Genomic DNA, 12,677 nt, shown 5'->3' with positions numbered 1-12,677 from the left:
CATGTCATTTATTCGCCTTAGTTTACTCGCATCCATTCTGCTTGGTCTTGTTTCCTGCTCGACACTCCCGCCCGAGAAGCCAGTTGTGCCGACGAAACCGGTTGTTACACCGGGTGATTTACCTAAAACTGAAGTCAGTCCAGCCTTGCGCCCGACGACTTTCGCTGCTTTACCGGGTTGGAAGGCCGACAATCAGCGCGAAGCCTGGCCTGCATTCCAGTCGTCTTGCTCAGTATTGATTAGAAGAGTGAATTGGAAAAATGCGTGCGCGGCTGCAGCAGGTGTCGATAGCAATAATGACGAAGCAGTGCGCCAGTTCTTTGAAACTTACTTCACCCCTTACCAAGTAATGAATCCCGATGGTTCGGATAATGGCTTGGTTACCGGTTACTACGAACCTTTGCTGCGCGGTGCGCGCAAACGCGGCGGCCCATATCAGACGCCTTTGCATCGCGTGCCCGACGATATTCTGACGATCGACTTGGCGAGCGTGTACCCAGAGTTAAAAGGTATGCGTTTGCGTGGACGCTTGGTCGGCAATAAAGTGGTTGCCTATCCATCGCGCGCAGAAATGGCGCAATCAAACTCCTTGGCCGGCAAGGAAATCCTGTGGGTAGACGATCCTATCGAGGCTTTTTTCCTGCAAGTGCAGGGTTCTGGCCGTGTGCAATTGGCCGACGGTAAAGAAATCGTGCGCGTTGCCTACGCTGATCAAAATGGCCAGCCTTATAAGTCTATCGGTCGTTACTTAGTCGATAAGGGCGAGATGACACTGGATCAAGCTTCCGCGCAAAGTATTAAAGCGTGGGTGATTGCCAATCCGGGGCGACAACAAGAGTTATTGAATGCCAATCCAAGCTATGTCTTCTTCAGGGAAGAAAAAGTGCTTGATCCCAAGGTTGGCCCGAAAGGTGCGATGGGCGTGCCATTGACGCCGCAGCGATCGATTGCGATCGATCCACAATATATACCGCTGGGTGCTCCGGTGTTTTTGGTAACGACGCAGCCGAACAGTAATGCAGCTTTGCAGCGCCTGGTCATGGCGCAAGATACGGGGGGCGCGATCAAGAATGCCGTACGTGCTGATTACTTCTGGGGGTTTGGTGCGCAAGCAGGTGAACTGGCTGGGCGCATGAAGCAACGCGGGACGATGTGGGTTTTATTACCAAAGTGATGTCTGAATAGTATCTAGTGCAGCATATATAGGAGCGATTCCATGCAATACGAAAATATTCTGGTCGAAATCCACGGCAAAGTCGGACTCATTACACTCAATCGGCCTGCCGCCCTGAATGCGCTCAATGACAAGTTAATGGATGAGCTGGGGCAAGCGCTGCAATCGTTTGATGCCAATGACGATATCGGTTGCATGATCATTACTGGTAGCGAAAAGGCATTTGCAGCCGGTGCTGATATCGCTCTGATGGCAACGTATACATATATGGATGTATATAAAGGCGATTACATCACGCGTAACTGGGAGCAGATTCGCAGCATCCGCAAACCGGTTATCGCAGCGGTAGCTGGTTATGCCTTGGGTGGCGGTTGTGAGTTGGCCATGATGTGCGATTTCATTATCGCTGCTGATACTGCCAAGTTCGGCCAGCCGGAAATCAAGCTAGGCATTATTCCTGGTGCGGGCGGTACGCAGCGTTTGCCGCGTGCAGTATCTAAGGCCAAGGCAATGGATCTATGTTTGACGGCGCGCATGATGGATGCGGCTGAAGCTGAGCGTGCGGGTTTGGTGTCGCGCGTTGTTGCTGCAGATAAGTTGATTGAAGAAGCGTTGGCAGCAGCAACAGTAATAGCAAGTATGTCGCTACCTATGGTGATGATGGCTAAAGAGTCTATCAATCGCGCCTATGAAACGACGCTGGCAGAAGGTGTGCAATTCGAACGTAGATTGTTCCATAGCACCTTCGCTACAGAGGATCAGAAGGAAGGAATGCAGGCATTTTTGGAGAAGCGTTCACCTAGTTTTAAGAACGTTTAAAAGCCTCTGCAAAAAGAATTTATATTATTTTCAGAAAAGCGCTTGCCAAGTTGAAAGAAGCTTTGCTATAGTTCGGCTCCCGTCGCAGAACACGCAGCGAAACGCGAAGTAAGCGAGCTGAAATGTGAGTGTGATGGGGGTGATAAGTGGTTTGTTTTTCGGGTCCGTTTTAGATGTTTTAAAGCGAGTCTTTTTAGGAAGTTTTTTAGAAGAGTTTGTAAAAAATCTTTTAAAAAATAAATTAAAAAGATGTTGACGAAAACGAAGACATGCCACATAATCTCATCTCTCTGCTGCTGACGAACAAAACGATTCGCAGCGACGCAAACGACGCAAGTTGATAGCGAAGCAGAACAGGTTCTTTAAAAATTAACAGTCGATAAGTGTGGGCGTTTGATGGAAGCGCGGCAGCGAATTTATTCGTTGTCATAACTTTAAACATTAAATGCTCACAAAGAAATATAGATACTTTCAGTTAAATGAAAGTACCTGTCAGTATTTTGAGTGAGCGACCGGTTCGAAAGAACCATGTCAGCAATGACATAAAACAGAGATTAAACTGAAGAGTTTGATCCTGGCTCAGATTGAACGCTGGCGGCATGCCTTACACATGCAAGTCGAACGGCAGCATGGGAGCTTGCTCCTGATGGCGAGTGGCGAACGGGTGAGTAATATATCGGAACGTACCCTAGAGTGGGGGATAACGCAGCGAAAGTTGCGCTAATACCGCATACGATCTACGGATGAAAGTGGGGGATCGCAAGACCTCATGCTCATGGAGCGGCCGATATCTGATTAGCTAGTTGGTGGGGTAAAAGCCTACCAAGGCATCGATCAGTAGCTGGTCTGAGAGGACGACCAGCCACACTGGAACTGAGACACGGTCCAGACTCCTACGGGAGGCAGCAGTGGGGAATTTTGGACAATGGGCGCAAGCCTGATCCAGCAATGCCGCGTGAGTGAAGAAGGCCTTCGGGTTGTAAAGCTCTTTTGTCAGGGAAGAAACGGTGAGCTCTAATACAGTTTGCTAATGACGGTACCTGAAGAATAAGCACCGGCTAACTACGTGCCAGCAGCCGCGGTAATACGTAGGGTGCAAGCGTTAATCGGAATTACTGGGCGTAAAGCGTGCGCAGGCGGTTATGTAAGTCAGATGTGAAATCCCCGGGCTCAACCTGGGAATGGCATTTGAGACTGCATGGCTAGAGTGTGTCAGAGGGGGGTAGAATTCCACGTGTAGCAGTGAAATGCGTAGAGATGTGGAGGAATACCGATGGCGAAGGCAGCCCCCTGGGATAACACTGACGCTCATGCACGAAAGCGTGGGGAGCAAACAGGATTAGATACCCTGGTAGTCCACGCCCTAAACGATGTCTACTAGTTGTTGGGTCTTAATTGACTTAGTAACGCAGCTAACGCGTGAAGTAGACCGCCTGGGGAGTACGGTCGCAAGATTAAAACTCAAAGGAATTGACGGGGACCCGCACAAGCGGTGGATGATGTGGATTAATTCGATGCAACGCGAAAAACCTTACCTACCCTTGACATGTACGGAACCTCTGAGAGATTAGAGGGTGCTCGAAAGAGAGCCGTAACACAGGTGCTGCATGGCTGTCGTCAGCTCGTGTCGTGAGATGTTGGGTTAAGTCCCGCAACGAGCGCAACCCTTGTCATTAGTTGCTACGAAAGGGCACTCTAATGAGACTGCCGGTGACAAACCGGAGGAAGGTGGGGATGACGTCAAGTCCTCATGGCCCTTATGGGTAGGGCTTCACACGTCATACAATGGTACATACAGAGGGCCGCCAACCCGCGAGGGGGAGCTAATCCCAGAAAGTGTATCGTAGTCCGGATTGTAGTCTGCAACTCGACTACATGAAGTTGGAATCGCTAGTAATCGCGGATCAGCATGTCGCGGTGAATACGTTCCCGGGTCTTGTACACACCGCCCGTCACACCATGGGAGCGGGTTTCACCAGAAGTAGGTAGCCTAACCGTAAGGAGGGCGCTTACCACGGTGGGATTCGTGACTGGGGTGAAGTCGTAACAAGGTAGCCGTATCGGAAGGTGCGGCTGGATCACCTCCTTTCTAGAGTTTGCGTGAAAGTTAAGCGTCCACACTTATCGTCTGTTAGTAAGAAAAGAACAGTTAATGTCGGCAGTGCGCAGGCTGAATCAGTCTGCGGGTTGTTGGTTGGTACTGATCCAAACGGGTCTGTAGCTCAGTTGGTTAGAGCACCGTGTTGATAACGCGGGGGTCGTTGGTTCGAGCCCAACCAGACCCACCAAGAAATACGTATAACCGGTTTCGGGGGTTTAGCTCAGCTGGGAGAGCACCTGCTTTGCAAGCAGGGGGTCGTCGGTTCGATCCCGTCAACCTCCACCAAGATGTCAAACCTAAGTTGATCTGCATGAAAGTGCGGACGTGATTTAGGTTTGATCTTTTAGATAGATCATTGGCTGTTTTTGTTCTTTAACAATTTGGAAGAAGTAAAGATTTATTGGTGCAAACCAATGATGCGCAAGCATTGTTGAGATGCGCTGATGGGTTTTGATTGTATCAAATCAAATAGTATTGACGATCAGTTATCCGAAAGGATAATCCAGTGTCAATACAGCAAACACGTAGTACTTGTTTGCCTTATAACCGTCTCTTGAAAGTGCAAGCGATTGAGAGGCTAAAGTTATAGGGACAAGCGAATAAGTGCACATGGTGGATGCCTTGGCGATATCAGGCGATGAAGGACGTAGTAGCTTGCGATAAGCTGCGGGGAGCTAGCAAACAAGCTTTGATCCGCAGATTTCCGAATGGGGAAACCCGGCCCTTTGGGTCATCACTCACTGAATACATAGGTGTGTGAAGCGAACGCGGCGAACTGAAACATCTAAGTAGCTGCAGGAAAAGAAATCAACCGAGATTCCCAAAGTAGTGGCGAGCGAAATGGGATCAGCCGCAAGTTTTAGCATCAGATATAGTGGAATGCTCTGGAAAGTGCAGCCATAGAGGGTGATAGCCCCTTACACGAAATATGTGGTGTGGAACTAAGCTTGCAACAAGTAGGGCGGGACACGAGAAATCCTGTCTGAACATGGGGGGACCATCCTCCAAGGCTAAATACTCGATATCGACCGATAGTGAACCAGTACCGTGAGGGAAAGGCGAAAAGAACCCCGGAAGGGGAGTGAAATAGATCCTGAAACCGTGTGCATACAAACAGTAGGAGCGGACTTGTTCCGTGACTGCGTACCTTTTGTATAATGGGTCAGCGACTTACATTCAGTGGCAAGGTTAACCGTATAGGGAAGCCGTAGAGAAATCGAGTCCGAATAGGGCGTTCAGTCGCTGGGTGTAGACCCGAAACCAAGTGATCTACTCATGGCCAGGTTGAAGGTGCGGTAACACGCACTGGAGGACCGAACCCACTAATGTTGAAAAATTAGGGGATGAGCTGTGGGTAGGGGTGAAAGGCTAAACAAACTTGGAAATAGCTGGTTCTCTCCGAAAACTATTTAGGTAGTGCCTCAAGTATCACCATCGGGGGTAGAGCACTGTTATGGCTAGGGGGTCATCGCGACTTACCAAACCATTGCAAACTCCGAATACCGATGAGTGCGAGCTTGGGAGACAGACGTCGGGTGCTAACGTCCGGCGTCAAGAGGGAAACAACCCAGACCGCCAGCTAAGGTCCCAAAGATTGGCTAAGTGGAAAACGAAGTGGGAAGGCTAAAACAGTCAGGAGGTTGGCTTAGAAGCAGCCATCCTTTAAAGAAAGCGTAATAGCTCACTGATCGAGTCGTCCTGCGCGGAAGATGTAACGGGGCTAAGCCAGTCACCGAAGCTGCGGATATATCTTCGGATATATGGTAGGAGAGCGTTCTGTAAGCCTGCGAAGGTGTCTTGTAAAGGATGCTGGAGGTATCAGAAGTGCGAATGCTGACATGAGTAGCGATAATGGGGGTGAAAAGCCTCCACGCCGTAAGCCCAAGGTTTCCTGTTCAACGTTCATCGGAGCAGGGTGAGTCGGCCCCTAAGGCGAGGCAGAGATGCGTAGCTGATGGGAAGCAGGTTAATATTCCTGCACCGTCGTTAGATGCGATGGGGGGACGGATCGCGGAAGGTTGTCCGGGTGTTGGATGTCCCGGTTCCTGTGTCATAGAAGGCTGTTAGGCAAATCCGGCAGCGTAATTCAAGGGCATGGGACCAACGAATTTATTCGTGAAGCAATCGGAAGTGGTTCCAAGAAAAGCCTCTAAGCTTCAGTCTAACGAGACCGTACCGCAAACCGACACAGGTGGGCGAGATGAGTATTCTAAGGCGCTTGAGAGAACTCGGGAGAAGGAACTCGGCAAATTGGTACCGTAACTTCGGGATAAGGTACGCCCTTGTAGTTTGACCACTTTACTGTGGAAGGATGAAGGGGTTGCAATAAACTGGTGGCTGCGACTGTTTAATAAAAACACAGCACTATGCAAACACGAAAGTGGACGTATATGGTGTGACTCCTGCCCGGTGCTGGAAGATTAAATGATGGGGTGCAAGCTCTTGATTGAAGTCCCAGTAAACGGCGGCCGTAACTATAACGGTCCTAAGGTAGCGAAATTCCTTGTCGGGTAAGTTCCGACCTGCACGAATGGAGTAACGATGGCCACACTGTCTCCTCCCGAGACTCAGCGAAGTTGAAATGTTTGTGATGATGCAATCTACCCGCGGCTAGACGGAAAGACCCCATGAACCTTTACTGTAGCTTTGCATTGGACTTTGAACCAATCTGTGTAGGATAGGTGGGAGGCTTTGAAGCGGGGACGCTAGTTCTCGTGGAGCCAACCTTGAAATACCACCCTGGTTTGTTTGAGGTTCTAACCTTGGTCCGTTATCCGGATCGGGGACAGTGCATGGTAGGCAGTTTGACTGGGGCGGTCTCCTCCCAAAGTGTAACGGAGGAGTTCGAAGGTACGCTAGGTACGGTCGGACATCGTGCTAATAGTGCAATGGCATAAGCGTGCTTAACTGCGAGACTGACAAGTCGAGCAGGTACGAAAGTAGGACATAGTGATCCGGTGGTTCTGTATGGAAGGGCCATCGCTCAACGGATAAAAGGTACTCTGGGGATAACAGGCTGATTCCTCCCAAGAGTTCATATCGACGGGGGAGTTTGGCACCTCGATGTCGGCTCATCACATCCTGGGGCTGTAGCCGGTCCCAAGGGTATGGCTGTTCGCCATTTAAAGTGGTACGTGAGCTGGGTTTAAAACGTCGTGAGACAGTTTGGTCCCTATCTGCCGTGGGCGTTGGAAATTTGAAGGGGGCTGCTCCTAGTACGAGAGGACCGGAGTGGACGAACCTCTGGTGTACCGGTTGTCACGCCAGTGGCATTGCCGGGTAGCTAAGTTCGGAAGAGATAACCGCTGAAAGCATCTAAGCGGGAAACTTGCCTTAAGATGAGATTTCCCAGAGCCTTGAGCTCTTTGAAGGGTCGTTCGAGACCAGGACGTTGATAGGTCAGGTGTGGAAGTGCAGTAATGCATTAAGCTAACTGATACTAATTGCCCGTACGGCTTGTCCCTATAACCTTAGCAGGTGTAGGCAACAAGTACACGTGAGTGCGAACTTGATTCGTGCAATCAAAACCGCTGTACCATCACCCATGGTTACAGTGTGATCTTTACTTCTTCCAGATTGAGTTGTTTGCTCAAGTCAGCTTTAACGACTTAGCAAGTGGCTTTACAAGTTATGCCTGATGACCATAGCGATTTGGTACCACCCCTTCCCATCCCGAACAGGACCGTGAAACGAATTTGCGCCGATGATAGTGCTGCAACCAGTGTGAAAGTAGGTCATCGTCAGGCTTTTATTTAGAAAACCCCTCAGCAGAAATGCTGGGGGGTTTTTGCTTTGGAAAATCGGTTTTACATCCTCGATCGTTCGGGAAAATCCAGGCTCTACGTCATCGGAAACTGGAGACGATAGCACCAATTCAGACCGCACTTCGTTCCATTTCCTCTTCCGTTCGTCCTGATACACGCTACAGCAAATAATATCGACTGCCCAAGTACGCTCAAGCATGATCGCGATCCTCGATCGCTTACTTCTCGCGGATATTTCTGCAGCCTACGCGTTACATTGATGGAATTACTTGAGTGATTTGAGCGGATTGATGGCCGGGAGCCACACTGAGGAACGCCTAGCCAAATGCAAATTGGCTAGGCGCGTCATGTGAGTTGATATACGCTATTGAGATTGTGGACTCGTACTGTTCGTAAGGTGCACTGCCATAATTTTAAGCAGCAAAGACTAGCAATTACTCTAGAAAGCGCGTTTTGCGCAACAGTTAGATTCTATTTTTTGGTAGAATAGTCGGCTTCGCTGATGTAGCTCAGTTGGTAGAGCAACTGATTCGTAATCAGTAGGTCGGGTGTTCGATTCGCCTCATCAGCACCAGTAAAATCAAAGGGTTACCGTGTAAACGGTAACCCTTTTTGTTTTTAAAGGGATTATTGCTGCAAAAATGCTGCAATTCATGCGCCTCAGAAAACCATATACGTTTAGCGTACCAATATCAGCGTGGTTTGGAGGCAACGGCGGAATTGCGCGGATTTTTTTTGACCGACGCCGCTGCAAAAGATACTCAAATCCTCCGTGAAGATTTCTACTAAGCGAAGGAGTTGCCAAGTAAGACCTATTCCATCCGAAATGCGAAGATAGAATGCCTAAGAGAGTACTTTTTCCAGCGCCATTTGCACCCGTAAGAACGGTTAACCGAGGGTGAAACTCGATATTAACGTTGCTGAACTGCCGCCAGTCGCTGACGGTTAAGTTGCGAAAAACTCTAGTGCCGTTGGACACATCAACTCCCTAATTAATTATTGTTTTTGCAAGAAAATTTAACTTTATATCGAGGATTTTCCACGATTTAATAGAATAAAGTCATCGCATATATTAATGAAGCACTTTAGTAATAATGTTTGCTGCGCAAATGTTGTAACACTACATACTCCGGCGGTAAGAAACCACCTCTGGTCAAAAGGATGGGCAGAGTATCCGCATGGTCGAGAGTGACCGTGCAGCATTTTTCAACGTTCACTTCCTTTCTCGCTATTGAACTACCGCGGTTCAAAGTTCGTCAGATTGTCCGCCAAGACTGCCTGCCAACGCGAAACTACAATGGGCTGCCAATCCTTAATCCTATAATTGGCGCCCCAAAACAGTAATGCATGTACAACGTCACTTAATTTGACCTAAAAATCACATCGGTTAATACAGTATTTGGTTGATGCTAAAAATGGTGTTGCGTTTATTGCGTTTGTTTCGTATGATTTGTTTACAATGAATTTAATGCCTCTCCATTTAGAAAAGGAATTACTAATTCCTTTTCTAAATGGAGAGGCGGCGAGAGAGGATTGATTTGCTCTTTGGCAACTATGGAGAATTACTATGACTACCCCTATCCTTGACTTGGAAATGTCTCTTGAGAGCCAAGAAGAGGTTGAGCTCGCAAAGGCGGCACAACGTTGCATCATGAGTGCTTTAGACCATTCAAAAGCAGAAAATATTGCATTGATGGAGGAGGATTGTGTGGAGCGTGTGGACGGACAACCCATCCTTAAACTTCCACCGAAAGTTTTGAGACTTATGGCCAATTTACTTGGCAATCTTGCACAGGGCAAGGGAGTTGTATTGATGCCCAAAGATATGGATTTGACCACGCAAGTTGCGGCTCAATTCCTAAATGTGTCCCGCCCTTATCTGATTCGCTTGCTTGAGCAGGGCAAGATTCAGCATCATATGGTTGGGTCACATCGTCGTGTGCGCCTGGCTGATGTAATGGCATATAAAGAAGCAAGAGCATTAAAAGCTAAAGAGAATCTGAACGCGCTACTTGAGCAAGCTCAAGAACTTGATATGGGCTATTCCCGTTAATGGCCGGCGTTTTGCCATACACAGTAGTACTGGATGCGTGCGTGCTATATCCCGCACCACTAAGGGATATTCTAATTAGGCTTGGCGTTCGTGGGGCGTTTCACGCCCGTTGGACGGCACGCATCCATGATGAATGGGTATCCAATTTACTAAAGCAGCGGCCGGAATTAACGTTCGCCAGTCTATCTAGGACCGTAGAGTTGATGAATGACTCTATCGAAGATTCCGTCATTGAGGAATATGAATATCTGATTGATTCTCTTGTACTTCCAGACGCTAATGACCGCCATGTTTTGGCGGCGGCGATTGTAGGCCATGCAGATGCAATTGTTACTTACAATAAAAAAGACTTTCCTCCTGAGGTGGCTAAAAAACACAATATCGAAATATTGCACCCAGATGATTTTTTGGTATTTCAATATGATTTAGGTAATGTCCCGTTCTTGAAAACGGTTAAAGAACTGAGAGAAGGTTTAAAGAAACCACCGACAACTGCAGAAATGCTAATCGAAACATATAAGGCAGTACAATTACATCAGACTGCGGCATTGTTAGCCAAAGCGATTGAGCTAATTTAATAGCTCGCGCATTCAATTCTGCACTACTCAGATAGCCACCTCCAAGGATGGAGGTGGCTGAGAGAATAGACCGGTCGAGGATAACTGGTCATTACTATTATCTGATATAGCTTATCCTCTTTCGCTATTCGAACCACCACGGCTCAAAATTCGTAGGACCATCCGCCAAGATAGCCCTCCGACGCATCACTACAATGGGCTGCCAAGCCCTAATCCCTTTTGGGAACCACACTACTTTTCAACTGCTGGCAGTTTTCGAGCATCCGAAGATTCGCCTCATGCTTGACTGATTAAGTCTCGCAATCGGCTCAAACTCTACTATCCGCCTCTCCCTCTCTTGTACTCATCTTCACCAGTGCCACCCGGTGCAAGAGCCGTCAGAGATTCCCACGTTAGCTAACCGTGTCGAAACCACGATTTAGGATTGCGGCATCTCAAAGTCAAAGCATCGCGTACGCTTACCCAGTTGCCTGGTTTCAGTCGCCCGATGTTCCATAGCGGCGACCTACCCGCTTCGACTTGTCATCAATGCATCACTCCCGAAAGAGCGCACCCAAGGTTTCTTACTGCGATAAAGAGGACTCTCACCTCTATTTACATGCTTAAGCTATCCAGCGACCCTTCCATTACGAAGGTGCCAGGGATTCCAGGTTTCCCCTCCTCACCCCTAGTGCATTTCAACACTCTCAGCAGCCCACACGCGCAGCATCCGTCACGCCGTTCATTTCCGTACGTCCCGAATGATGGGGCTCTATAGAGTAGAGATGAATCCCAACATGACACACGTCTTTCAAACAGGAATTACGTTTATCTCACTCGATATCCGCACCAAATTACGCACGCTCAATGACCCTCTTGCAATGTGGTTGTACGATTTCTATGAAACGCACGAGGTTCCTCATGCCATCACAATAGAAAAAATCAAAAAACTCGCAGGAAGAGAGCAGATGCTAGATTCGCGCGGGAATCAGTTAAAACCAGCGCAACAAAGAAGTAAGTGGCTTGTAGAACTAAAAGAATCATTGTTGACGCTCGAGAAAGCCACGGACTGGGAAGTGCGCTTGGAGAAAGACAAAGTAATCGTACGAAAGCAAACTTCACCCAAAAGGAATGTAGTTGAGCCTGCTCAACTTATTAGTGAGCAGGATGAGGAAAACGATATCTAATGAATGACGAATTGCTTCAATCGAACTTCGTTTATAACTGCAACTCAAGCACGATTAACGCGATTGGCTATTTCTTCGGCTTTAGTAGGTCGTCCCACGCGGCGGGATTGAATAGGGGCAAAGGACATGGCAGATTTCGAGTCAATCCAGGCCTCTACATCGCTTGACCTCCATCGGAGGGATTTCCCGAGTTTAATAAGGGGTGGCAAATCGCCGCCTTTATTCACCCGGTTGTAGATAGTCTGTTTAGCCAAGCAAATGACGTCGCTAAGTTCGTCAATGTTGAGAAAGCGCTGCATATGATAAAGTGGTTACGCAGTCACATGACTGCGTAAATGTATAGAGTTCCTGAGTGACCATGGTGATACCTCACTTTACCTAGCGCTTTTCCTTTTGCTGCAAATTTGCTGCAGCAAGTGCAGTAACTTTAGGGAAAATGAAGTAAGAGTGGGTAAGATAACCCGTTGATTTTATGAGGTTTTGATGTGTGAGGCCCCTTGCAAATACTGATTCGTAATCAGTAGGTCGGGTGTTCGATTCGCCTCATCAGCACCAGTAATTTTAAAAGGGTTAGCGTAAAGCTAGCCCTTTTTCATTTGTGTGGACGCTTATCGTTCACGTAAATTTGGTGTCTCAAACTTTCAAGAAGAACGACTCCTTGATATCCAATTGGGCTTGGAATATGTCGAGCCAAGTCAGTAGATAGCAGCTCCTAAGGCGTAGAAATCCTGTCATGGGGCAATTTTCTCGTCTCAAAACGCGCTACTTCCTTGATAAATATCTCAATATATTCAATGCCTTACGATTAAATTAATTTATCGTTAAGAGTTATTTAACGTTATTTTAATATTTCCATTGACACTGAGTATTCCGTCACCTATGTTGAATACAAGTAGTCGCCCTAAAGGGGAGTAGCTTTACTGCATACGCCGTCATTACGGGAAAATTCCCCGGCCTGCAGGCAACGGCAACGTTGTAGCGAGACCTTTACCGAATAGAGGTAAAGGTTTTTTTTCGTTCCA

7 protein-coding genes, 3 tRNA genes and 3 rRNA genes are annotated in these 12,677 nt (G+C 48.0%); 11 read left to right on the top strand and 2 right to left on the bottom strand.

Features of this window, described 5'->3' with window-relative positions; translation table 11 throughout:
• The first annotated feature begins 1 nt into the window (after window position 1).
• The 8 genes from mltA (at window position 2) to AC07N2_RS02640 (ending at window position 8,432) form a co-directional block, all read left to right on the top strand.
• Window positions 2–1,174, top strand: a complete 1,173-nt coding sequence (gene mltA / locus AC07N2_RS02675) for a murein transglycosylase A (RefSeq protein WP_494776887.1) — start codon at window positions 2–4, stop codon at window positions 1,172–1,174.
• A 42-nt stretch (window positions 1,175–1,216) separates the two neighbouring features.
• Entirely contained in the window at window positions 1,217–1,993 is a 777-nt protein-coding gene (locus AC07N2_RS02670; RefSeq protein ID WP_076592542.1) for an enoyl-CoA hydratase, read from the top strand.
• Between the two features lie 556 nt (window positions 1,994–2,549).
• Window positions 2,550–4,082 (top strand): 16S ribosomal RNA (locus AC07N2_RS02665).
• A 122-nt stretch (window positions 4,083–4,204) separates the two neighbouring features.
• Window positions 4,205–4,281: transfer RNA gene (locus AC07N2_RS02660), tRNA-Ile, on the top strand.
• A gap of 22 nt (window positions 4,282–4,303) precedes the next feature.
• Window positions 4,304–4,379: transfer RNA gene (locus tag AC07N2_RS02655), tRNA-Ala, on the top strand.
• 304 nt (window positions 4,380–4,683) lie between these two features.
• A 23S ribosomal RNA gene (locus AC07N2_RS02650) occupies window positions 4,684–7,558 on the top strand.
• 169 nt (window positions 7,559–7,727) lie between these two features.
• Window positions 7,728–7,840 (top strand): 5S ribosomal RNA (gene rrf, locus AC07N2_RS02645).
• Together the 16S, 23S and 5S rRNA genes with 2 tRNA genes alongside form the textbook arrangement of a ribosomal RNA operon.
• A 516-nt stretch (window positions 7,841–8,356) precedes the next feature.
• Window positions 8,357–8,432, top strand: a tRNA-Thr gene (locus AC07N2_RS02640).
• A 6-nt stretch (window positions 8,433–8,438) separates the two neighbouring features.
• Here AC07N2_RS02640 and AC07N2_RS02635 read toward each other — a convergent pair.
• A complete protein-coding gene (locus tag AC07N2_RS02635; RefSeq protein ID WP_494776886.1) occupies window positions 8,439–8,837 on the bottom strand; it encodes an AAA family ATPase in 399 nt (132 codons plus the stop codon).
• Window positions 8,838–9,425: 588 nt separating this feature from the next.
• Between AC07N2_RS02635 and AC07N2_RS02630 the strand changes: the two genes are divergently transcribed.
• The 3 genes from AC07N2_RS02630 to AC07N2_RS02620 all read left to right on the top strand — a co-directional run bounded on the left by AC07N2_RS02630 (window position 9,426) and on the right by AC07N2_RS02620 (window position 11,655).
• Entirely contained in the window at window positions 9,426–9,911 is a 486-nt protein-coding gene (locus AC07N2_RS02630; RefSeq protein WP_494776885.1) for a helix-turn-helix domain-containing protein, read from the top strand.
• Window positions 9,911–10,489 (top strand): PIN domain-containing protein, encoded by a 579-nt coding sequence (locus AC07N2_RS02625; RefSeq protein ID WP_494776884.1) that lies wholly within the window; start codon window positions 9,911–9,913, stop codon window positions 10,487–10,489. The genes AC07N2_RS02630 and AC07N2_RS02625 overlap by 1 nt, the downstream gene beginning before the upstream one ends.
• Window positions 10,490–11,253: 764 nt before the next feature.
• Entirely contained in the window at window positions 11,254–11,655 is a 402-nt protein-coding gene (locus AC07N2_RS02620) for a hypothetical protein (protein WP_494776883.1), read from the top strand.
• A 44-nt stretch (window positions 11,656–11,699) separates the two neighbouring features.
• On the opposite strand, the gene AC07N2_RS02615 is transcribed toward AC07N2_RS02620, so the two are convergent.
• Window positions 11,700–11,954, bottom strand: a complete 255-nt coding sequence (locus AC07N2_RS02615) for a helix-turn-helix transcriptional regulator (protein ID WP_494776882.1) — start codon at window positions 11,952–11,954, stop codon at window positions 11,700–11,702.
• Window positions 11,955–12,677 lie beyond the last annotated feature (723 nt).

The organism is Herminiimonas sp. GW821-FHT09C12 (assembly GCF_059416385.1).
Note: the sequence above shows the minus strand (reverse complement) of the source record. Positions and strands in the feature narration are given on the sequence as shown.

Coding starts and splice junctions, on each gene's coding strand:
- mltA (WP_494776887.1), top strand. CDS start 2: ATGTCATTTATTCGCCTTAGTTTACTCGCATCCATTCTGCTTGGTCTT.
- AC07N2_RS02670 (WP_076592542.1), top strand. CDS start 1,217: ATGCAATACGAAAATATTCTGGTCGAAATCCACGGCAAAGTCGGACTC.
- AC07N2_RS02630 (WP_494776885.1), top strand. CDS start 9,426: ATGACTACCCCTATCCTTGACTTGGAAATGTCTCTTGAGAGCCAAGAA.
- AC07N2_RS02625 (WP_494776884.1), top strand. CDS start 9,911: ATGGCCGGCGTTTTGCCATACACAGTAGTACTGGATGCGTGCGTGCTA.
- AC07N2_RS02620 (WP_494776883.1), top strand. CDS start 11,254: ATGAATCCCAACATGACACACGTCTTTCAAACAGGAATTACGTTTATC.
- AC07N2_RS02615 (WP_494776882.1), bottom strand. CDS start 11,954: ATGCAGCGCTTTCTCAACATTGACGAACTTAGCGACGTCATTTGCTTG.